The following is a 22,261-nucleotide window of genomic DNA, read 5'->3' as shown; positions in this document are numbered from 1 at the left end:
GCCTTTCGGAGGGGTTCGCGTGGGGGTGACCGGTGCGGAGCGGGGAGCGTCGCGGGTCTCCCCGGTCGATCCTCCTGCCGCGCTGCCGTCGTGGGCCGGGCCGGCCGGGCTCCGCAGGAGCGGGCTCGGGGCCGATGGCGCCCCGGGCAGACTAGCGCAGGCCGGCTCGGCGGCTCGAGGAGGAGTGCTCGCGTCAACAGCCGTTGGTGACCAGGAAGGCCTTGAGGAACGCGCCGGTCTGGTAGACGTACTGGTTCACCAGGTAGTCCAGGCCCATCGGCTCGCCCGAGGGCACCATCGAGAGCTCGCCGGAGTAGCAGCGCTCGATGATCATCTCGGCGCGCACGAGGTGGGAGGCGTTGGTGATCACGATGACGTGGTCCCAGCCGTACTGCTCGGCCATGTCGCGCAGCTGCCGGGCCTCTCCCTGGGTCGTGAGCGGGTCGGCGGAGTAGCAGAGGACGTCGCCGCCGGGCTCGTTGCACTTCTTGTACTTCTTGGCCTCGTAGGGAGCGTTCATCTCGCCGGGGCCGACCGAGAGCACCATCGTGTCCGTCGCCCCGGAGGTGATGATCCGGCGGGCGAACTCGACTCGTGCCCTCGTGGAGGGGCCCAGCACGAAGACCGCGTCCGCCTGCTCAGGGATCGGGTCGATCGGGGGCGTGACGTAGAGCGGGATCCCGGCGCCGAAGAGGGCGAGCACCACGAGGGGGACGAGCAGGAGCCGTCCGATCACGGTGCGAGCGCGGACCCGGGGGCATCTCGGGCGCTCCCGGGACGGCTGGGTGGACGGGCGGTCGCCGGTCGCGGTCGTGGCCGTGTCCATCGCGTCCTCCCTCTCGTCGGGACCGCCGCTCGCCCGCGGCGGGTGATCCGCGACGCGGGTGCGACGGCGATCACCAGTGGAGAGCCCATCATCGCAGTGTTTCGGCGAGGGGTCGGCCCGGTGAACGCCCGGTCAATTCTCTCGCCCAGCGGCCCGGCCCGGGGCCGTGTCCAGAGTCGCCGGGTAGGGTCGCCGTTCCTCGACCGAGCAGCACTCCCCCTCGTCCATTCCGCGGACGGGCATTCCCGGAGTCCCCTCCCGATCCGACATCCGCCCTCCGATCCGTCGTCGACAGCGCGTGTGACCGTTCCGTATACACGCATGCGCGGCGGTCCGCCAGTCCTTCAGCGGAATCGCTGATATAAGCCCGACCACCACGCCCGAATGGGGTACTACAACCTGAATCCGTCTCATCCAGCCATCAGTCGCAAGGCCCGTCTATAGCGTCGGGAGGACCAGCACCACCCCCTTGAGCAGCCCCATCGAACCGCCCCCGACGCCCCCTCGAAGACCCGGAGCCGATCGTGAATCCTCAGACGACGCCAGACCCGACCCGCCCTCGCCGACGACGCGCACGCCTCTCCCTCACCACCGCTCTGATCGCCGCTCTCGGCATCCTGGTCGCCCCCCTCACGGCGCCCGCCGCCTCCGCGGCCACTCTCGACCCGGGCGCCGGGCAGAGCACGCGGATACAGGAGACGAACTCCTCGCTGACCTACAGCGGCTCGTGGCGCACGATGACGGGCGGCGACAGCGGCGGCGGGATCAAGTTCCTCAACAGCACCGGCTCCGTCTCGTTCAGCTTCCGCGGCACCGGCTTCAGCTGGGTCAGCCGCACCACCGCCTCCGCCGGCATCGCCACCGTCACGGTCGACGGCGCGAGCACCTCGGTCGACCGGTACACGAAGACCACGGCGTACCAGGTCCCGGTGTTCACGAAGAAGGACCTCGCCGACACCGTCCACACGGTCAAGATCGCCTGGAGCGGCACGGCCAACAGCTCCGCGAGCGACAAGAACCTGGTCATCGACGCGTTCGACATCACCCGCGCGACTCCCGCCACCGAGGAGCCGACCGACGAGACCGGCGGCGGCGAGGACGACGGCCCCGTGCTCGATCCCTCCGGAGCGACCAGCCTCCTCGTGCAGGAGACCGACCCCGCGCTGCAGTACACCGGCTCGTGGAGATCGATGGCGGGCGGCGACAGCGGCGGCGGGATGAAGTACCTGACCTCCGCCGGATCGGTGAAGTTCACCTTCGTCGGCACGTCGTGGCGCTGGATCAGCCGGAAGACCTCCTCCTCCGGCATCGCCGCGGTCTCGGTCGACGGCGGACCCGTCACCAAGGTCGACCGCTACAGCTCGACCGCGCAGTACCAGGTGCCGGTCTACGAGACGACCGACCTCGCCGAGGGCACGCACACCGTGACCATCTCCTACACGGGGACGAAGAACTCCCAGTCGACCGACAAGAACCTGATCATCGACGCGTTCGTCCTCGCCGAGGACGGCCTCGCGACCGACGCCGTGGAGCTCTCCCCCCTGACCGACGGCTACACCGTCGCCTGGGACGCGCCCTTCAGCTCGCGGGTCGTCTCGTACGACGTGCACCGCTCGAACGAGGACGGCTCCGGCGACACGGTCGTCGGCACCGTCGCCGACCCGGTGCGCCAGTACCGCGACGAGACCGCCGAGGCGGGACGCGCCTACACGTACACCGTCACGGCGACCGACGACGCCGGCCGCGACTCGCGGCTGAAGGAGTCGGCCACCACCTCGGCCGACATCCTCGCCTCCCGCGCCTCGCTGCTCGCGGCCTTCGACTGCCCCGCCGCCACCAAGACGGTGTCGACCTCGGCGCAGCTCGTCACGGCCCTGACCAACCCCTCCTCCGGCGACGTCATCCGCCTGGCCGACGGCGTCTACACCGGCAAGTTCGCCCTCCGCGGCACCGCCGCCCAGCCCGGCTCGATCTGGATCTGCGGCTCGCCCAACGCGGTCCTCACCTCCGGATCCACCTCGAGCGGTACCGCGCTCATCCTGAACACGGTGAGCGACGTGCACCTCGTGGGCTTCTCGGTCCGCAGCTCCTTCCAGGGCATCCAGGTGCTCGCCAGCAAGGGCGTCCAGATGGCCGGCCTGACGGTGAGCGAGATCGGCTACGAGGCGGTCCACTTCCGCAGCCAGACCACCGACTCCCTGATCGTCGGCAGCACCATCCGCCGCACCGGCCTCGTCTCCGCCAAGTACGGCGAGGGCGTCTACGTCGGCACCTCCGACCGCAACTGGTGCGAGTACAACGACTGCGACCCGGACCGCACGGCCCGCATCGCGGTCGTGGACAACGCGATCAGCGACACCGGCGCCGAGCCGATCGAGGCCAAGGAGGGCACCCTCGACGGCGACATCATCGGGAACACGGTCCTCGGCGGATCGCGGCTCGCCTCGGACGTCGTCTCGCTGATCCTGGTCTCGGGCAACAGCTGGCTGGCCGCGGGCAACTCCGCCGCGGGCACCACCACCTACGGCTACCAGGTGATCACCCGCGCCGACGGCTCGGGCAACGACAACACCATCAGCGGCAACCTCGCGCTGAAGACCAGCAACGCGGTGGTCTACCTCCACCAGCCGTCCAACTGGTCCACCAGCGGAAACACGCTGAGCTGCTCCAACTCCGGGAAGGACCTGATCGGGAACGTGGCCTGCACGCCGTGACCTGATCCGCTCCCCGCGCGCAGAACCGCCGCCGTCGTCCCCTCGACGGCGGCGGTTCCGCGTGTGCCCGCCTCCCGCCGACCAGGCGCGGACGGCGGGGTCGCGCGCGACGACCGCGACCACCGCGGACTCGCGAGGGCGCGGGCGGGCGCTCGGCGTCTCCGGGACCGCAGGAGTGGGCCGGTCGGACGGTGACGCGATCAGTGCCCGGCTGACGCGCCCGCGCCTCTCCAGCACGCAGAAGTGGGCGGAGTCGCGCGCGAGTACCGCGACTTCTGCGGCCTCGCGGTGTCAGCGGGCTCCCGGGAGCCGGTGAGGCACCTGGTCCGGCCACGGCGGGCGCTGGAGAGGCCGGAGGAGGTCCGGAGGGGCCGGCCATGCCCTGGAGAGCCCGCACGGGCCCGCACGGGCCCGCCCCGGAGAGCCCGCTGGCCTAGGACGGGGACGCCGCCTCCTCTCGAGTCCGCGGAAGTCGGCGTGCTCGCGCGCGACTACCGCGACTCGTGCGGACTCGCGGGGTGAGCGGGCTCGCGGGGGACGGAGAAGGGCCCGGTCCGGCCACGGCGGGCGTTGGAGAGGCTGAAGGACCGGAGAGGCCGGCCGGGGTCCGCAGAGCCCGCACGGGCCCGCGCGGAGAGCCCCCCAGTCCCCGAACGCGGAAGAGCGCACCGCGGCCGGGGCCGGGGTGCGCTCTTCCGCAGCGTGCGAGGACGCGATCAGACGATCGCGGGGGCCTTCTGCAGCTTGTGGCGGGCCAGGACGACCGCGCCGACCACGGGGGTGCCGGCGGTCTCGATCCAGTGCACGTCGGCGGCGGCCTGGGGCGAGTCGACCTTGCCCTCGATCAGGACGAGGACGGCGCCGTCGGCCACGCCGCGGAAGGTCGGCGACTGCTCGGTCGCGCCGAGGGTGCCGGTGACGATCAGGACGATGTCGTAGACCTTCTCGAGCTCCTCGACCAGCGCACGGAGGGCGTCGGTCGGCATCGGCGTGCCGGCCTGGGCGCCGCCCGCGGGGAGCAGGTCGACGCGGTCGGTCGAGCGCTTGATGATCGCGTCGTCGAGCGAGGCGGCTCCGGCGAGCACCTCGCGCAGGCCCGGGCGTCCGCCCGAGGCGGAAGCGAGAGCCGAGCCCTCGGCGGTGCCGTCCACGATCACGACGGACGAGCCGAGCACGGCCAGCGCCTTGGCGAGCAGCACCGCGCTGGCGGTGTGCGGGGTCTTCTCGGACGCCGGGGCGATCGCGAAGGAGGAGTACGAGCGGGTGCGCGCGATGGCGGAGAGCTCGAACGCCACGGCCGAGTAGCGGGCCGGGATCTCGGTCGAGTTCAGCATCTCGTCGAGCTTGGTGGCCTTGACCGGGACGATGCCCAGCAGCGGCCGGTCGATCGCGGAGCGGACGTCGTCGCCGCTGCGGAGGCGGCGGTCGAGGGCGGTCATCACGATCGCCACTCCCACGCCGACCACGGCGCCGCCGAGGATGCCGAGCGCGAGCAGGACGAGGATGCCACCGGTGACCGGCAGCTCCGGCGGGAGCGCCTGGCTGAGCACCTGGAGCTGGATCTGCGGGACGGCGACGCCGTTCGTGGTGGTCGCCGGATCGGCGCCCTTCACGGCCGCGTCGAGCTGGGCGGCGACCGCGTTGGCGATGACCGCGGCCTGCTCGGGCGAGGGGTCGGTGGCCGAGATCGTGATGACCACGGACTCCGGCTCGGCGAGGACGGTCACGCGCTTGGCGAATTCCTCGATGGGCTCGTCGATGCCGAGGCCGTCGATGACGCCCTGCAGGACGGTGTCCGAGGTGCCGAGGGCGACGGAGGTGACCGTGGCCTGGGAGGCGGCGCTGTTGGCCGCGACCCGGTCCGCGGTCGAGAGGACTCCGGACGAGGAGACCGCGACGTACACGCGTGCGTCCGCCTTGTACTGCGGGAGGAGGACGGCGTTGAGTACCAGGGCCGCCACGGCGCCGAGCAGAGCGAAGGCGACGATGTAGACCCACCTCCGGCCGATGCCGGCGAACAGTCCGTTCAAGGTCATGGTGTGTGGTGTCCCTTTCGTCGACTGCACCGGAGTGCAGGGGGTCTGACTGTAGCGTCGTGATGTGTCGTCCGCGTTGCGCGGAACCGGCCGCGAGGTTTCGCGCGGGAGCGGTGGATCAGAGGTGGGCCTGCAGGAAGGCGAGGATCGCCTTCTTGTTGTTCGGGGTGTTGTTCTGGAGCCCGTGGTGGCCGGAGCCGTCCACGCCGACCTCGGACGCCACTCCGGCGTCCTGCAGGGCGACCTGCATCGCGTCGGCCTGCTCGACCGGGACGAGCTCGTCCTCGGAGGTCAGCCAGATCTGCGGGGCGTCCGTGGAGTCGACCGAGGTGATCGGCGACGCGGGGATGCTCTGCGGGCAGGTCGTCGAGTCGATCTCGTCGCAGTCCAGGTAGGAGAGGATCTGCTCCTTCGCCTCGGGCAGCGGCGTGCCCAGCGACATCCCGGTCTCGGTCATGTCGGCCACCGCCGAGAAGGCGACGACCGTCTTGACCCGCGAGCCCTCGGTGAGGGAGCCCTCGCCGAGCGTGCCCATGGTCGCTCCGATGATCGCTCCGGCGGAGCTGCCCATCACGCCGATGCGGGCGGGGTCGAGGCCGAAGCGCGTGACCTGCGCGGGCTCGCGCAGCCACTCCACGGCGGCCTGCGCGTCCTCGATCTGGCCGGGGTACCGGCTGTCCTGGAGGAGGCGGTAGTCGACGGAGACCGAGACGAAGCCGCGCTCGGCGTAGTACTCGCAGAGCTCGGTCATCCCGCCCTCGTCGCGGGCGCCGTCGACGAACCCTCCGCCGTGCAGCATCAGCAGCGCGGGGCGGTCGGTGCCGCCCGCGGTGGGGAGGCAGGCGTCGGCCTTCAGCGAGACGCCGTCGACCGAGCGGTACTCGATCGCCTTCTCCGTCGTGAAGCCGTCGGGCGTGCGGACGGGCTCGGGCTGCGAGGAGCAGCCGGCCAGCCCGAGGGCGACGGCCACGACGGCCGCCAGGACTCCGGCTCTGCGTGCTCGTGTCGTCTTCACTCGTGGGACTCCGCTCTCTTCTTCTCGTAACTGGGGGAGGTGCCGGGCTCATCGGCCGGGACCGCGACGGGATCGGAGACGACTCCGGGGCCGCGCGCAGGGACGGGCACGGGCTTGCGCCGCTTGCCGGGGCCGCCGAGGGCGGCCGGGGGGACGTAGATCCACTTGACCTTCGAGAGGTAGCGGGTCACGAAGAGCGAGAGGACGACCGCGAGCACCATCACGACCAGCAGCAGCGGCACCTCGAAGCCGCCGATCTCGGAGCGGTCCTCGGGGAGGATCACCCGCAGGATCGTGATGGCGATCACGATGAAGTAGAGGTGCAGCAGGTAGATGTGCAGGCTGCGCTCGCCGCAGATCGTGAAGAAGTTCAGGAATCGCACTCGGGAGAGGGCCCGCGACACGAGGATGCCCATCGCGACGGCGGCCATCTGGCCGGCGAGGGCGAGGAACGGCACCCAGCGGATCGGGAAGAGGAAGAGCACCGCGCTCAGCACGACGAAGACCGGAGTGACGTAGAGGAACGCGCGGCTCCCCTTCTGCTCGACGAAGTCGATGATCCTCTTCGAGTAGAGCGTGCCCACCAGGAAGAAGACGAACAGGGCGCCGATGCGGTTCCAGCCCACGTTGGTCGTGTTGAGGAGACCGGTGGTGAACATCGTCCCCATCACCGCGGCGAGGGCGACCTGCACGCGGTGGTCGACCTTGCGCAGGAGCCACGCGCCGAGCGTGAAGAGGACGAGGCCGTAGATGAACCAGTAGCTGCTGCTGGGCCAGAAGAACAGCAGGAGCAGGTTGAGCGGGTCGGTCGCGGGGAGCTCGCCGAGTCCGCCGTTCGCGAGCGGCACGACCAGGTAGAAGGCCATGCGGATCACGGACCAGACCACGTAGAGCCAGAGCAGCGGGTACAGCCTGCGGCGCCAGAGGTCGCCGAAGCTCCAGGTGCGGATGCGCGAGCCGAAGAGACCGGACACCAGGAAGAAGAGGGGCATCGGGAACAGCTCGAACACGACCTTGATGCGGCCGAGAGTGTTCTCGACCCCGATGTCACCGAGGTACAACGACGTGTGGTAGTACACGACCATCAGGATGGCGGCACCCTTGGCGAAATCCACCCATTCGCGTCGGGCCCCGCCCGCAGGCTTCAGCAGCTTCATTCTCTCCCCCTTGTGCCCGGTCGTACCGCTCGTGAATTCCATCCGAGGTGAACAAGGCTCAGAGAAGGACGCAGGCTCAGTCGCAGAATGCGACCGAGGATCAAGACTAAGGGTGTATCGTCCGCGCCGCACATTCGACGGAATAGTGACGAGGACTCGATTGCCGGGAAGCGCACTCCGGCCTCTCCGCGCACCGGGGAGACGACGGTCACCGGCGTCCGTTCCCGGCGCTCATCGCCGCTCGGTAGAGCGCGGGCGCCGCGGCGGCGAGCCCGAAGAGGACGGAGCGCTTGAGGTCGCGCCGGCGCACGAGCGCGACCAGGTGCCGGAGTCCCGCCTCGTCGTGCGCGGCCCGCCAGAGCCGGTCCGCCTCCTCGGGACTGTGCGCGCCCGAGGTGGCGTCCTTGAAGCGGGAGAGCAGGGAGAAGCGCGCGCGGTAGTAGGAGTAGTCCTGCGAGTCGAGGAGGCGCGGGTCGAGCCCACGGGCCGTCCGCTCGATCACGGCGGCGAGCCCGGCGAGCGAGTCGGCGCGCTTCGCGCCCGAGCGGATGATCGAGCCCGAGCGGAGGCGGTACTCGTAGACGGAGTCGGGGACGACGACGACCTCGTCGGCCGCGGCGAGCAGCTGCGCGACCTGCGCCTGGTCCGAGTGCTGGCGGATCCGCGTGAACTCGATGCCGTCGAACAGCTCGCGGCGGAACAGCTTGTTCCAGAGGTGCCCGGTCAGCTCCCCGACCAGGAGCGCGGTGAAGGCGCCCCGGCCCGAGAGCGCGAGCGGGCCGCGCAGGGAGCCGACGGGCGTGGATCCGGTGGCGTCGACCGCGACCGCCTGGGCGACCACCACGTCGGCGCGGCCCGCCTCCCCCGCCGAGAGCATGGCCTCGACCGCGGTCTCCGGCCACTCGTCGTCGGCGTCGACCAGCCAGACCCACTCGCCGGCGGCCTCGCCGACGGCGCGCTCGCGAGCGGCGGCGACGCCCTGGTTCTCGTCCTGGCGGAGGTAGCGGATCCGCTCGTGCTCCTCGGCGAACGCGCGGCCGATCGCCTCGGTCCCGTCGGTCGAGGCGTCGTCGACCACGAGGATCTCGAGCTCGGCGTGGGTCTGCCGCAGCAGGCGCTCCAGGGCGGAGGCGAGGTGCGCCTCCTCCTGGTGCGCCGGGACCACCACCGAGACGAGGGTCACTTCTGCCCCACGACCCGGCGGAGCACCGTCTCGAGGTCGCGGCCGCTGGACTCCAGCGAGAAGCGGTCGAGCCAGCGGTCGATGCCGGTGATCTCGAGCTCGCTCGCGCGGATCAGCGCGTCGGCGAGGTCGGAGGCGGAGGGGGTGAGCGCGAGCTCGCCGGTCAGGCCGGGGACGATCGCGTCCGCCACTCCGAGCGCCCCGGACACGGCGACCGAGGGGACGCCGGCGGCGGCCGCCTCGACCAGCACGTTGCCGAAGCCCTCGCGCAGCGACGGGAGCAGCACGACGGCGTTCTCGTCGAAGTGGTGGAACCAGTCCTCGACCCAGCCCATGTCCTGGAAGTCCACGCCGCGCGCGGTCGCCTCCGCCTTCATGCTGCCGAGCAGCGGGCCGCCACCGAAGGAGACGACCTTCGCGGGGATGCCGCGGCGCTCCAGCTCCTCGGCCGCGAGGATCGCGAGCTCGGGGCGCTTCTGGACGACGAGGCGGCAGGGCAGCACGATCTGCAGGCCCGCCGCAGTGCCGGGGGTGCGGGAGACCTGGCGGGAGCGGTCGACCTTGGCGGTCGCCGGGTTCGGCACGACGGTGCAGCGCTCGCCCGAGACGCCGAAGCCGGCGACGAGCTCGCCCGCGACGGGGTGCGAGATCGCGATGACGTGGTCGGCGCGGCGGTAGAGCGTCTTGGCGAGCCCGAGCTGCACCTTCTGGGTCCGCGAGAAGCCCGGGATGCCGAGCGAGACGAGGTTGCGCTCGCTCACGATGGTCTTCGGGCGGTCCGCTTTCGCGGTCATCTCGGCCGAGGCCAGGAGCACGATGTTCGGGTAGCCCTGCAGGGCGACCGCGACGTCGGGGGTGCGGCGGCGGAACAGCTCCTTGAGCATCCGCGCCTTGCCGACGTGGCCCTTGCCCTCGCCGATGCGGTGCAGCACCGCGCCCTCGGGGAGGTACTCGTCGGTGCCCTTCACCGACGTGGTGACGACGTCGACGTGGTGGCCCTGCTCGAGGAGCCAGCCCATCCAGGTGCGGGCGACGAACTCGGCCCCGCCGCCGTGCAGCGACGTGACGACGAACATGATCCGCATGCGCGGTCCCTTCTCCTGCGCCGCGCTCATCGCACGACCTCCGCGCCGAGGCCGCGGGTGTTGAGCGCCGAGAGGCGGCGCACCTCGGGCATGGCCGAGTCGATGGTGGCGCGCACGCCGCCGTCGCCCGGCTCCGCGAGGATGCGGTCGATCACCGGGAGGACGCGGTCGGCGAAGCCGGGGACCGGCTCGACGCACAGCTGCGGCAGGCCGATGAGGCGCATGATGCCCTCGACCTTGCCCTGGGTGGCGAGGGTGATCGCGGGGACGCCGAGCGAGAGCGACATGATCGCGAGGTGCATCCGCCCGGTGACGGTCAGCAGGGCGTCCTCGGCGAGGCCGCGGATCTCGGCGGGCATGAGCACGCGGTCGACGACGGTGACGCCCTCGGATCCCACGCGCTCGGCGACCGCGCGGACGGCCACCTTGTCGTCGCCGATGGGGCGGGAGACGTGCGGGAGGAGCACGACGTGCACGCCGGCGGCGCGGAGGCGGTCGACGATGCGCTCGTACTCCGGCACCTGGTCGACCATGCCGGCGACAAGGGCGCTCGCGTTCACGAGCGCGAAGGGGACGCCCTCGGGCAGCCCCAGCCCCTCGCGGAAGCTGCGGTCGCGGGTGCGCGCCGAGAAGACGATGTCCGTGACCTCCTCGACGCGCTGCACGCCGATGCTCCGGGCGCGCTCCGCCGAGAGCGGATCGCGGAGCATCGGGACGACGCCGGCGCGGGAGGCGGCGATCAGGGAGCGGCGGGCGGCGAGGCGGGCCGCCGCGTTCCAGGAGAAGCCGAGGATGCGCGTGGGCACCCCTGCCTCGGCGGCCGCCTGCGCGAGCAGGGAGCGGCGGACCGAGCCGCGGAGGCTGTACTTGCCGTCCATCATGTCGGCGCCGACGACCGAGACCGAGCGGGCGCGGCGGATCAGCGCGGCGTAGGCGCGGAGGTCGGCGGCGTGCGCGTCGCCCACTCCGTAGACCAGGTGCGGGAGCTCGACGACCTCGACCCGGTCGGCCTGCTCCTCGGGGATCACGACGTCGCCGGCGTAGCGCTGGACGACCACGACAGGACCGGTGGTGTTCTCGAGGAACGCCTCCAGCATCGCCTGGTCGCCGATGTTGCCGCTGCCGGGAGCGGCGATCACGAGGTGCGACTCGGGCTCGGGTCGGAGGTCCGCGAGGGCGGCGCGGAGCACCGCCGCGTCGCGTCGGGCGGGCAGGCGGGTCGTCGTGACGAAGTCCTTCTTCCAGGACTTGACGACGCCGAGCTTGAGTTTCATCGATCTCTTTCGGTGGGGGGAACGGCGGCGGGAGGCCGCTCGGAGTCGGGGATGCCGGCCGTGACGGCTCCGTCGACCAGCGCGCTGTCGCCGTTGGGGCTGATGGCGTCGACCGTGGCCGGGGCGGGAGCGGCGGCCGGGCGGCTGCGGCGGAAGTGGCGGCGCAGGTCGGCGAGGCTGAGGATCTGGCGGCGGAACGCGGGGAGGATCAGCATCCAGAGCCCGACCCCGACCAGGACGGCGGCGCCGCCCAGGAGGAGGCGGAGGACGGGCTGGTCGGCGGCGATCCAGACGGTGGAGAAGTAGGCGCCCACCGTGATCGATCCGAACGTGATGCCGCTGCGGAGGCCGTTGGTGAACATCTCGCGGACGGGGGCATCGGAGGTGCGGCCGATCCAGATCAGCGCGGTCGGCCAGGTGAGGGCGAGCGAGCCGGCGTACGCGACCGCGACGCCCGTCACTCCCCAGTTGGAGCCGAGCAGGATCAGGACGACCATCAGCGGGCGGGTCGCCAGGCTGTACCAGACGCTCTGGCGCACGAGACCCTTGGCGAGGAACACCCAGTTGGAGCAGTACGCCGTGGCCTGGAAGAACCCGGCCACGAGCAGGATCTGGAAGATCGGGACCGAGGCGAGCCAGCGCTCCCCCACCAGGATCCGGATGACCGAGTCGGACTGGGAGCCGAGGACGGCGAGCACGAGGCCCATCGCCGTCAGCATCGCCGACTGGCCGAAGAGGATGAACGTGCGGAACCGCTCGCGCTCGTCCTGCAGCTTGGACAGCACGGGCAGTGCCACGCGCTGCACCGGAGAGTTCAACTGCTGCAGCGGCAGCATCATCAGCTGGAACGCGCGGTTGTAGAGGCCGAGGTCGACCGGGCCGAAGCGCGCGCCGATGATGACGGAGTCGACGTTCTTGCTCACGTAGGTCAGCGCCTGGGTCGCGAAGACCCCGCCTCCGTAGCGGAGGAAGTGGCCCATCGCCTCGCCGCGGCGGTAGCGGCCGGGACGCCAGCCCGTGATGAAGACCAGCATCAGCACGCTGATGAGCGGCTGCACGATCTGGCTCCCGGCCAGCGCCCAGTAGCCGGCGCCGCCGAGCGCCATCAGCACGCCGACCACGAGGCCCAGCACCTGGGCGACGATGTCGACCAGGGTGATCTTCACGAAGCGGAGGTGACGGGCGAGGTCGGCGCGGAACTGCGTCGAGATCCCGTTGAGGAGGAACGTCGAGGAGAGCACGACGGTCAGCAGCTGGAGCCGGTCGTCGCCGTAGAGGGCGGCGATCGGCCAGGAGGCCGCGATGACCACCAGGGTGAGGGTGAGGCCGATGCCCGAGTTCATCCAGAACAGGTTGCTCTTCTGGCCCGGCGTGATCTCCTTCGCCTGGATGGCGGCGGAGGAGAGGCCGAAGTCGCGGAAGATCTCGCCGATGCCGATGATCGCCGTGACCATCGCGAGCAGGCCGTAGTCGGCCGGCGAGAGCAGGCGCGCGAGGATGACGATGCCGCCCAGCTGGACGGCGATGCGGATCGCCTGCCCGCCGATGGTGACGGCGGCGCCGCGGCTCGCCGAGCGGCTGAGGCTCGGTGACGGCTTCTGCGTGGTCCCGGTCATCGGGTCGAGCCCTTCTTGGTGGCGATCGCGCCCTCGTAGGCCTTCTTGAGCTGGAGTCCGAGCACGTCCCAGTCCCGTCCGGAGAGGGCGGGGAGCCCCTCCGGCGGCCGGGTGCGCGTGCGCTCGAGAGCGGCGGTGATCAGCTCGGGGGTGAGCTCGCCGTCGTACTCGATCACCCAGTCGCTGCCGACCTCCTCGGCCAGGGCCGTGTTGGTGGGCGTGCGAGGCACCAGGATCGGCCGGCCGAGCGACAGGGCGACCAGGATCGAGCCGGAGTTGTGCATCTCGCGGTAGGGAAGGACGATCAGCTCGGCCCGGCCGATCTCGTCGACCATCTCGGCGTCGTCGACCCGGCGGAGCGTGGTGCGCACCCGGGTGTCGCGGGCGGCCCGCTCCTCGACCAGCTCGCGCTGGCCCGCGCTGGGGCTGCCGACCACGTGCAGGGAGAGGGAGTCGTCCTCCACGCCGCGGAACACGTCCATCAGCTCGACGACGCCCTTGTACGGGCGGATGATGCCGAAGTAGAGGACGCGGCCGTGCTCGCGCTCGGGCAGCGGGTGCTGCGCGAACTGGTCGCGGTAGTGGCCGTGCAGCACGGTGACGGCGGGCGCCCGGCCGGGAGCGACGGTCGTCGGGTTCAGGCGGACGAACAGGTCGGTCGCGCGGTCGACCCGGGCCAGCGAGCGGCGCTCGGCGGCGGGACCGAGCTCGTGCGGGTGCAGGTTGTGCACCGTCCGCACGAGCGGGATGCGCTGGAGCGCCAGGCGCACCAGCAGCACGTCGAGGGCGCGGCGGCGGAGGAAGCGGTGCAGCGGGCTGCGGCCGCGGATCATCAGCTCGGGCCAGTGCACGTGCAGCACGTCGTAGTCGGCGAGCAGGGCGCTGCGCCAGGAGAAGAACAGCAGCTCGACGCCGGGCGCCAGGCCGTCGACGATCGAGTCGACGTACTGCGTCGTCGAGTCCGGCGGCGCGAGCGACTGCTGGACGACGAGCGCGGCCGGCGACGAGTCGTTCCTGCGGGAGCGGCGGCTCACCGGTCGCCCCGCATCCCGACGGCCATCGGCGCGTCGAAGATCCTCGCCCCGAGGGGCTGGCGCATCCGGATGCCCTTCGAGAAGTCGGGGACGTGCACCGGGTTGAGGCAGATGATGACGAGGAATCCCAGGAGCAGGTGGCTGGGGCGGACCGCGTCGATGGCGTTGTAGCCGGCGAGGCAGACCATGAAGCCGAGCAGGCCCGCCGCAGGACCGACGTCGCGACGGCTGAGCGTGGCGCCGAACATCGCGGCCACCATGATCACGAAGAGCAGCAGGCCGGGGATGCCGACGCTGATCAGCAGCTGCAGGAACGAGTTCTCGATGACGACGTCCGAGAACCGCCTGCCGCTGATGCCGGACGTCGCCGCTCCGGAGCCGAGCCAGTGCGTGAGCTCGGCCGCCTTCAGCGACACGGTCACCGCGAGGTCGCGGGCGCCGGCCGAGATGGAGGCGTCGAGGTTGTTGTTGCGGGCGGTGACGGGCTCGAAGTTCAGGACTCCGACACCCGCGACGAGCCCGGCGATCAGGATCGAGCCGGGCCGGAGCAGCGAGCGGTTCGGGTTGAGGAAGCCCACGGCGACGAGCGCGACGACGACCGCGACGGCGATGGCCGCCATCGGTCCGCGCGAGACGGTCGCGACGACGCCGCCCGAGGCCAGGATGCCCAGCAGCAGGTCCGACTTGCGGGAGCCCTGGAGCCAGGAGCCGAACGCGAGACCGGCGCCCACCGTGAGGAAGGTGCCGGCGAGCAGCGGGTGGCCGAAGGTGATCTCGGCGCGGTAGAGCGACCAGTGCTGGTCCTGCTCGTAGCCGAGGGCGCCGTAGACGGCACCGAGGATCGGGGAGCTCTGCGCGACCAGCTCGAGGGCGGCGTAGAGGGCGAGCAGCCCGGAGAGGATCACCCACGTCTTGCGCAGCAGCACGGCCTCGCGCTGGGCGTCGAAGACGAGCATCGGCACGCCCACGCAGATCGCGAAGCTGAACAGCCATGAGACGCCCTCGCTCGCGAAGGAGCTGCGCACCGTCGCGACGGCCGACCAGAGCATGAGGGCGATGAACGCGAGGATCACCACGGCCCGCCACGGGGAGAGCACGAGCTCGCGGGTCCACGCCTTGACGGGGGCGCGCCACAGCTCGGGAGCGAGCCCGCGCCGGATCGCCCAGATCACGAGGATGACGGCCCAGAGCGTCATGCGGAACGTCAGGGTCGAGGGGGTGAGCGGCGTCGGGACGAGCGCGAAGAACGCGAGCGCCATCGCCGGCAGCCAGTGCGCGGGGACCCGCAGCAGCACGTAGGCGCCGACGATGCCGCCGACTCCGGCGGCGATCACCAGGAGGCCGGTGGCCGGCTCCCGGGTCGAGAAGATGTACCCCATCCCGAGGACGATCACCAGGGCGACCGAGAAGAGCGCGCCGACGAGGAGTCGTCGCGGGAGGATGTCGATCACGTCAGGGAGTCCTTCTGGCGTCGGAGCGGAGTGGTGGAGGAGGGGGCGGGCGGTGCGGCGCTCACGGGAGTGGTCCCGTCGGCCTCGATGAGGATCGCGATGCCCTCGCGAGCCGCCTCTCGGCGGCTGGGACGCCTGCGATGCCGTGCCCTCCTCCTCCACTGCTCGACCCTGGCGCCGACCCCCGGGGAGGAGGGGTCGCGTCGGTCCTGCCGCGGATCAGGCGGGGCCCTCCTGGAGCCAGCGGCGGAAGGTCTCGACCGAGTCCTTGTTGGTGAAGGGCGGGACGGTGTGGCCACCCTTGGAGCCGTCGCTGCTGTGATACGCGATCGTCGCCTCCTTGGCGACGGGGAGCGCGAGGCGGCGGAGGCGTCCGCCGTGCAGCTCGGCAGGAGCGAGCTGGTCGGCCGTGCCGGCGCTGACGCGCAGACGCATGCCCTGCCAGGCGGACTGCGGCAGCCGGGCGGGGTTGGTCGCGCGCATCAGCGCCCGGTCTCCGCCGTACACCGCGAGGACGCGGTTCGGCTGGCTGTCGTCGCGCGCCGCGAGGTCCTCGACGTCGAAGACGCTGCTGGCGTGGTACGCCCCGTAGATGTTCGGCACCATCTTCTTCGCGTAGGCCCAGCACATCATCGCTCCGCCGCCGGAGTTCGAGCGGAGGAAGCTCCCGCGGACGTTCCAAAGACTCTGCACCCAGGCCGTGGCGGCCGTCTGCACGGCGAGCGCCGTGGGGTTGGTGTAGTTGCTCGGGCCGCCGAAGTTCGGGCAGATGCTGACGAAGCCCAGATCGACGAGCGGGTCGGCCGAGTAGTTGTACGCATTGTAGAGCGCCGTGTAGGCGCTGCCACTGGCGTGGTAGAACCACGCCACCGGAACCGGGGAGCCGGATCCCGGCTTCGCCGAGTGCGGGACGAAGAGCTGAGTGAGGTCGTTGCCGATCTTCACGTCGATGACCTCGTACGGCTTTTTGCCGTTCCTCGAGAACTTGGTGTCGAGGCGCGAGACCTCGCCCGGGAGCCTCGGGATCACGCTGTAGTTCGGCGCGGCGAGCGCCGGGGTCGCTACGAGAGCGGAGGCGGTCGCGGCGGCTCCGACAGCGGAGGCGGCGAGCAGGAGGCGGCGCGAGAGGCCGCGCGGGGTGTCAGTCATATCGAGAATCCTTCGGAGCTTTCGCCATCAGTGTCGAGTCGGCCGACCATTCCGAATTCGACGCACATGAAGTGACGTCCGGCCCCCCAACCCATTCGAGAGTGTACGGGCCGCGGATGACGCGTGGATGTCGTTCTCATCACGTCTGGTCGCTCGGGCGGGGATCAGCGGGAGGAGGGGAAGAGTCGGCGGGAGAGGCTCGAGGACTTCTCGGCCGTCTCGTGCACCACGAAGGGCACGGCGGAATCGGCGGAGACGACCCGCCTCGCCGCGGCGAGTTCGAGCGTCTCGCGGGAGAGGCCCTCGATGTCGACGGTGACCGCGAGGCCGGAGTCGGCCAGGCGCGTGGCGATCTGCACCTGGTGGTCGTCGACGTGCTCGCCGAACGAGGCGCGGCGCGGGACCAGGATCGGCACCCGGCCCTGCTCGATGGCGCTGAGCGCGGTGCCCACTCCCCCGTGCGCGATGACGACGTCGGCCGCCTTCATCGCGGCGTTGAGCTCGTCGTGCGGCACGGAGTGGCGGCCGTCGATCCCGAGCCCGGAGACGTCGTTCGCTCCGGTCTGCCAGAGCACCTCCACGCCCTCGAGCAGCGGCGCGAGCGCGGCGAAGAAGCGGGGGAACGGGTAGCCGTCCTGCGTGCCGACCGAGACCACGGCGCGGCGGATCGGCTGCGGGACGACGTCCTCGACGCGGTAGGTGTCGAAGATCGAGCCGCCGAAGCTCCAGCGGTCGTCGGCCCAGGAGCGGTACTGGGTGTAGGTCGAGACGGCGGGGACCCGGGCGAGGATCCGACCGGTCATCGACGGGCCGAGCACGCGGGCGGCGCTCTCGATGTAGTGCGCGGGGATGCCGCGCGAGGCCGCGAGCGGCAGGAAGGAGAGGGCGGGGCTGGCGCCGGTGCTGAAGACGGCGTCGAAGGACCCGCGGGCCAGCAGGGAGCGGCCGATCATCGCGTTGCGGAGCACCGGCACCACGGCGCGGGGCGGCGGATCGGCGAGGTGGGTCACGCGCCGGTCGGCGAGGAGGGTACGGCTGAGGGCGCTGTCGACGGTCGCCCAGTGCTGCTCCTCCGGGTCGACTCCGAGGAGCCCCGAGAGGGCGAACATCTCCTTGAGATGCCCGCCGCCGGAGCAGACGAAGAGATACGAAGCCATACGCGCCTTCACTGGTGATGATCGAGATAACAGGCGTGTGGATGATCGATCGTCCGCCGAGAACGACCCCCCGGTCCCTGGTGCAGAAGTCGCCCGATCATAGCAGGGAGGGTCTCCGAGGGGCACTTCTCTGAGAGAACTGTTCACCTCACCGGAAAGCGATAGGGGCTCATTCGACAGGCGATATCCGCTCACTTCTCCGGAGGGTGGAGAGCGATATCCGCTCGATTCGGGGATGACCGGGAACGCCCATCGAGCGCTCGATACCGGACTGGCCGATTCCCGTCGATCACCTGCACCGCACGGGCCGCGCGCGTAGCGTCGGACCACCGGCGCAGAGGCCGGTCGACCCAGGAGGAGCGCCATGAGCGACAACGAGCAGAACAGCCCCGTGATGGACGGAGCCGAGGACGCCAGCAACGACGAGAAGCTCGGCGGCCTGATCGACCAGGTCGAGCACGACCACGGAGCCGAGGGCGCCGGCGCGATGGCCGACGCGCTCCGCGACCGCGCCGACGAGACCGACACCGAGATCACCGAGGAGTCGGACGCGACCGGCCCGGTCGAGGACAGCGGCACCGCCCAGGTCTGAGCGACGGGGCCCGGAGGACGACTCCGGGCTCCGCTCCCTGATCGCTGGGGAGAGCGGTGGGCCCTCCGGATCGCTCGTCAGAGCGGCCCGGCGAGCGCCGCCCGATGTGCACCGGAGCGGCCCGGCGAGCGCCGCCCGATGTGCACCGGAGCGGCCCGGCGAGCGCCGCCCGATGTGCACCGGAGCGGCCCGGTGAGCGCCGCCCCACCCCCAAAGCCCTGTTTGACGGTGCGGGAGCCGTCGGTGACCATGGCCGCATGTCCTCTCTCGACGAGCTGCGCGCCACCGCGCATCCGATCCGCCTCCGCCTGCTGTCCCTGGTGACGGGAGCGGCGATGAGCGCCGCGGAGGCCGCCCGCGAGCTGCAGCTGTCGCAGGCGACGGCGAGCTACCACTTCCGCGTGCTGGAGCGCGCCGGGCTCGTGGCCGTCGTCGAGACCGTGCGCCTGCGGGGCGGCGAGGCGAAGAGGTACCGGCACGAGGCCTCCGGAAGGCCCTTCGACGTGACGGTGTCCGTGGACGCCGGGCCGGAGGAGGAGCGGGACCTGCACCTCGAGGCCCTGATCGAGGAGCTCCGGCGGCGCTCGTCGAGCCGGGCGGACGGTCCTCAGCTCTCGACGGACGCGGAGCTCTGGGTCGACCCCGAGGTCTGGCGGCGGGTGGTGCGGCACGTCGGGGAGGCGTCCGCGCTGCTGCACGCGGCCGCCCGGCCGCCGAGGACGCCCGGGACCGCGCCGGTGTCGATGACGACCGCGATGTTCCCGCTCCGCCGGCCGTGACCCGCGACGGGCGCGGGCCGCTCGCGCACGGTCCTCTCGCGCACGGCCCCTTCCGCTGGCTCCTCGCCGCCCGCACGACCGGAGTCCTCGGCAACGCCGTCGCTCCGATCGCCCTGGCCTTCGCCGTGCTCGACCTGACGGGCTCGCCGACGGACCTCGGACTCGTCGCCGCCGCGCGCTCCCTCGCCAACGTCGCCGTCCTGCTGCTCGGCGGTGTCCTCGCCGACCGGCTCCCCCGCTCCGTGATCCTCGTCGGCACCTCGCTCGCGGCGGCGGCCACTCAGGCCGCGGTCGCCGTGACGGTGATCACGGGGACGGCGACCGTCGCGGCCCTGGTCGTGCTCAGCGTGCTCAACGGCGCCGTCGCGGCGATGAGCCTGCCCGCCGCGGCCGCCCTCGTCCCCGAGACGGTGCCGGTCGGCGAGCTCCGCCCGGCGAACGCCCTGCTCCGCCTGGGCCTGAACGCCGGGAGCATCGTCGGCGCCTCGGCCGGGGCCGCGCTCGTCGCACTGGTGGGTCCCGGGTGGGGGCTGGCGGTCGACGCCGCGGGCTTCGCCCTGGCCGCGGTCCTCTACTCCCGTGTGCGGCTGCCGCGGACGGTCCGCTCGGGCCCGGGCGCCTCCGTCCTCGCCGACCTCCGCGAGGGGTGGCGGGAGTTCACGAGCCGGCGCTGGGTGTGGATCGTCGTGGCGCAGTTCACCGCCGTCAACGCCGCGTTCGTCGGCGCGACCACGGTCCTCGGCCCGGTCGTCGCCGACCGGTCCTTCGGCCGAGCGGCATGGGGACTCGTGATCGCCGCGCAGACCGTCGGCCTGGTGATCGGGGCCGTGATCGCGCTGCGCTGGCGGCCCCGCCGTGCGCTGGGGGCGGGCGTCGCCCTCATGTCGGTGACGGCCGTCCCGGTCGCCGCCCTCGGGATCCTCCCGGCGCTCCCCGCCCTCCTCCTCGCCTTCGCCCTCGGCGGAGTCGCGCTCGAGATCTTCGCCATCGCCTGGGACCAGTCGCTGCAGACCCACGTCCCCCGCGAGGCGCTCGCCCGGGTCTACTCCTACGACATGGTCGGCTCCTTCCTCGCCGTGCCGCTCGGGGAGGCGCTCGTGGGCCCGCTCGCCGACCTCGTCGGGCTCGACCGCACCCTGCTCGGCTGCGCCGCGGTCGTCCTCGTCGCCTCGCTCCTCGCGGCCTCCAGCAGGAGCGTCCGCGGGGTGGGCACGGACCGTCCGCGGCCGCAGACGCTCTAGCGCGTCACGGGAGGCGCGGGTGCGCAGGAAGGGGCGCACCACCCGGAGCCCGGGGGGAAGCAGCTCCAGGACGCCGTCCCAGGTGGCGGGGACGTCGGGGAAGCCGTGCACGAGCACGAGCGGAGTGCCGTCCTCCGGTCCCTCGTCGAGGTAGTGGACGTCGGTGAAGTGCGTGGACAGGACGCGCGCACCCGTCCCCTCCCGCTCCGGCCCGTCCGAACGGGAGTGCCGCGGCCCGCTCACGGGCGGTAGAGGGAGTCGACGGGGACCTCGCGGCTCGAGCCGTCCCGGGTGGTGATCGTGACCGTGCCGGCGGGCCCGGCGGCGAGACCGTCGGACGAGGGCCACCAGGCGGTCCAGGAGCCGCCCTCGAGGGTCGCGACGACCGGCTCGACACCGGCCTCGTTCAGCACCACCGATTCCACGTCCGCGCCCGCGAAGCCGACCGCGTAGATCAGAGCGGCGTCCCCTTCTCCGAAGGTTCCGGCCGAGCTGAGCTGGACGGCGTCCGCGGCGAGGGGGCCGACCGGTGCGGCGTCCGCCACCTCCCACATCCCCGCGCCGTTCCCGGCGCTGAGGCAGTAGTAGAGGGAGTCGTCGAAGCGGTAGATCATCGAGGCGGCGTCGCCGCGCGCGTCGAGGTGCGAGACCTCCGCCGGCCCGGCCTCGCCGTTGGGGCTCTGCAGGTTCGTCGCGCACCACTGCGTCGCCGACTGCCCGAGCTCGGAGCTCGGCAGGATGCGCTCGGGGATCGCGGTCCAGGAGGCGAGCACCGCGCGGTTCAGCCCGACGGAGCCGGTGCCGGGGATGAGACCCGGGACCACGACGATCACCGCGGCTGCGGCTGCGGCGGCCAGGAGCACGGTCGCCGCGCCGGCGACGGCCCAGTCGCGGGGGCGGAAGAAACGGGGAGCGGCCGCGTCCTCGCTGACCAGGATCTCGCCGAGGAGCGCGTCCCGACGTGCGGCCTCGCCAGCGGTGAGGGGGGTGCGGGGCTCGGCGTCGTGGGCGCGGAGCAGGTCGAGGAGCTGGTCGGTCATGAGAGGGTCCGTTCTGCCGTGCCAGGAGAGGAGGGTGGAGTCGAGGGGGGCGAGCAGCGCCGCCAGCCGCCGCTTCGCGCGGCTGAGCCGCATCGCGTAGGCGGCCCGGGAGCAGCCGAGCACCTGCGCCGCCTCGGCCTGCGGGAGGTCCTCCCACACGTGGAGGGCCAGAGCCTCCTGCTCGGCGAGGGGCAGCCGCTTCCACGCGCTCGCCAGGTCGAGGCGGTCGCCGACCGACGGGTCGGCCTGCTCCTCCGGGGCGAGGGTCCCGATCCGCACGGCCAGCGCCTGCCGGCGGTTCTCGCCGCGGGCGGCGTTGAGGATCGCGTGCCGGGCGGTGCCGAACAGCCAGGGCCGCACGTTCTCCGGCAGGTCCTGCCGGCGACGCCAGGCGGCGAGGAAGGTCTCGCCGACGATGTCGTCGACCGTCGCGGCGGGCGCTCGGCGTCGGACGAAGCGGAGGAGGTCGTCGTAGTGGGCGCGGTACAGCTCGGAGAAGTCGTCTCGGGAGCGGATGCTCATCGTTCCCCTTTCGCGGAGTCACAGGTACATGTCCGGCTGCGGCGGCGATGCAACATCCGTGTCGGCGGGAGTCCCGATGGGGCGGTGGCCGCGGCGTCCTGCGCGGCGCTCCGTGTCCGGGCAGGATCCACCGCGCGGGGCAAGTCCTGCTAGCGGCAGGCGGCGATCCGCATCGACCGCACGCCGGAGAGGAGGGACCCTCGGCGGGTGGCGGGCTGTCGGAGGGAGCAGCGGACGCGCGGTCATCCCCGAGGCGCACCGGACGCGACTCCCGGACGACGCACCGGACTCCTCCGGCCCGGGACTCTGGCAGAACGCCGCCGAGCCTCTGCTCCCGGCGCCCGTCCCGCCCCAGGAGACCCTCGTGAACCGCGCCCTCGCCCTCGCCGC

At 72.1% G+C, this 22,261-nt stretch carries 17 protein-coding genes; 4 read left to right on the top strand and 13 right to left on the bottom strand.

Annotated features, from left to right (window positions below; genetic code table 11):
- Window positions 1-193: 193 nt before the first annotated feature.
- Entirely contained in the window at window positions 194-736 is a 543-nt protein-coding gene (locus tag C5C74_RS06490) for a YdcF family protein (protein ID WP_146084859.1), read from the bottom strand.
- Between the two features lie 614 nt (window positions 737-1,350).
- Between C5C74_RS06490 and C5C74_RS06485 the strand changes: the two genes are divergently transcribed.
- On the top strand, window positions 1,351-3,540 hold the full coding sequence (locus tag C5C74_RS06485; RefSeq protein ID WP_104347132.1) for a hypothetical protein: 2,190 nt from the start codon (window positions 1,351-1,353) through the stop codon (window positions 3,538-3,540).
- Between the two features lie 716 nt (window positions 3,541-4,256).
- Here the strand turns inward: C5C74_RS06485 and C5C74_RS06480 are convergent.
- The 11 genes from C5C74_RS06480 to C5C74_RS06430 form a co-directional block, all read right to left on the bottom strand.
- Entirely contained in the window at window positions 4,257-5,576 is a 1,320-nt protein-coding gene (locus C5C74_RS06480) for a Wzz/FepE/Etk N-terminal domain-containing protein (protein ID WP_104233544.1), read from the bottom strand.
- A 118-nt stretch (window positions 5,577-5,694) separates the two neighbouring features.
- Window positions 5,695-6,591 carry an alpha/beta hydrolase gene (locus C5C74_RS06475; protein ID WP_146076557.1) on the bottom strand — a complete coding sequence of 299 codons (897 nt, stop codon included), beginning with the start codon at window positions 6,589-6,591 and terminating at the stop codon, window positions 5,695-5,697.
- The gene (locus tag C5C74_RS06470) at window positions 6,588-7,748 is read right to left on the bottom strand and encodes an acyltransferase family protein (RefSeq protein WP_181027202.1); all 1,161 of its coding nucleotides are present in this window, start codon (window positions 7,746-7,748) and stop codon (window positions 6,588-6,590) included. Before C5C74_RS06470 ends, C5C74_RS06475 begins: the two co-directional genes overlap by 4 nt.
- 208 nt (window positions 7,749-7,956) lie before the next feature.
- Complete coding sequence (locus tag C5C74_RS06465) at window positions 7,957-8,931, bottom strand: glycosyltransferase family 2 protein (RefSeq protein WP_146083015.1); 975 nt, start codon at window positions 8,929-8,931, stop codon at window positions 7,957-7,959.
- Window positions 8,928-10,046, bottom strand: a complete 1,119-nt coding sequence (locus C5C74_RS06460) for a glycosyltransferase (protein ID WP_104222481.1) — start codon at window positions 10,044-10,046, stop codon at window positions 8,928-8,930. Before C5C74_RS06460 ends, C5C74_RS06465 begins: the two co-directional genes overlap by 4 nt.
- A complete protein-coding gene (locus C5C74_RS06455) occupies window positions 10,043-11,290 on the bottom strand; it encodes a polysaccharide pyruvyl transferase family protein (protein ID WP_104351188.1) in 1,248 nt (415 codons plus the stop codon). Before C5C74_RS06455 ends, C5C74_RS06460 begins: the two co-directional genes overlap by 4 nt.
- Window positions 11,287-12,906, bottom strand: a complete 1,620-nt coding sequence (locus C5C74_RS06450; protein ID WP_104351187.1) for a lipopolysaccharide biosynthesis protein — start codon at window positions 12,904-12,906, stop codon at window positions 11,287-11,289. Before C5C74_RS06450 ends, C5C74_RS06455 begins: the two co-directional genes overlap by 4 nt.
- Window positions 12,903-13,940, bottom strand: coding sequence for a glycosyltransferase (locus C5C74_RS06445; RefSeq protein WP_104351186.1), 1,038 nt, complete (start codon window positions 13,938-13,940; stop codon window positions 12,903-12,905). The genes C5C74_RS06450 and C5C74_RS06445 overlap by 4 nt, the downstream gene beginning before the upstream one ends.
- Window positions 13,937-15,391 (bottom strand): O-antigen ligase, encoded by a 1,455-nt coding sequence (locus tag C5C74_RS06440; RefSeq protein WP_104351185.1) that lies wholly within the window; start codon window positions 15,389-15,391, stop codon window positions 13,937-13,939. Before C5C74_RS06440 ends, C5C74_RS06445 begins: the two co-directional genes overlap by 4 nt.
- 219 nt (window positions 15,392-15,610) lie before the next feature.
- A complete protein-coding gene (locus C5C74_RS06435) occupies window positions 15,611-16,540 on the bottom strand; it encodes a S9 family peptidase (RefSeq protein WP_104351184.1) in 930 nt (309 codons plus the stop codon).
- A 164-nt stretch (window positions 16,541-16,704) separates the two neighbouring features.
- Entirely contained in the window at window positions 16,705-17,697 is a 993-nt protein-coding gene (locus C5C74_RS06430; RefSeq protein ID WP_104324895.1) for a glycosyltransferase, read from the bottom strand.
- 364 nt (window positions 17,698-18,061) lie between these two features.
- Here C5C74_RS06430 and C5C74_RS06425 point away from each other — a divergent pair, with 364 nt between their 5' ends.
- The 3 genes from C5C74_RS06425 (at window position 18,062) to C5C74_RS06415 (ending at window position 20,309) form a co-directional block, all read left to right on the top strand.
- Window positions 18,062-18,289 (top strand): hypothetical protein, encoded by a 228-nt coding sequence (locus C5C74_RS06425; RefSeq protein ID WP_104296016.1) that lies wholly within the window; start codon window positions 18,062-18,064, stop codon window positions 18,287-18,289.
- A gap of 257 nt (window positions 18,290-18,546) precedes the next feature.
- Window positions 18,547-19,068, top strand: a complete 522-nt coding sequence (locus C5C74_RS06420) for a helix-turn-helix domain-containing protein (protein WP_104351182.1) — start codon at window positions 18,547-18,549, stop codon at window positions 19,066-19,068.
- Window positions 19,065-20,309, top strand: coding sequence for an MFS transporter (locus C5C74_RS06415; protein ID WP_104351181.1), 1,245 nt, complete (start codon window positions 19,065-19,067; stop codon window positions 20,307-20,309). The genes C5C74_RS06420 and C5C74_RS06415 overlap by 4 nt, the downstream gene beginning before the upstream one ends.
- A 239-nt stretch (window positions 20,310-20,548) precedes the next feature.
- Here the strand turns inward: C5C74_RS06415 and C5C74_RS17320 are convergent, their stop codons facing one another.
- Window positions 20,549-21,871, bottom strand: a complete 1,323-nt coding sequence (locus C5C74_RS17320; RefSeq protein WP_181134658.1) for an RNA polymerase sigma factor — start codon at window positions 21,869-21,871, stop codon at window positions 20,549-20,551.
- Window positions 21,872-22,261 lie beyond the last annotated feature (390 nt).

It is taken from the genome of Rathayibacter sp. AY1E8, assembly GCF_002931415.1.
Lineage (GTDB): Bacteria > Actinomycetota > Actinomycetes > Actinomycetales > Microbacteriaceae > Rathayibacter.
The sequence above is the reverse complement of the archived record's forward strand: the minus strand, read 5'-3'. Positions and strand labels throughout refer to the sequence as shown.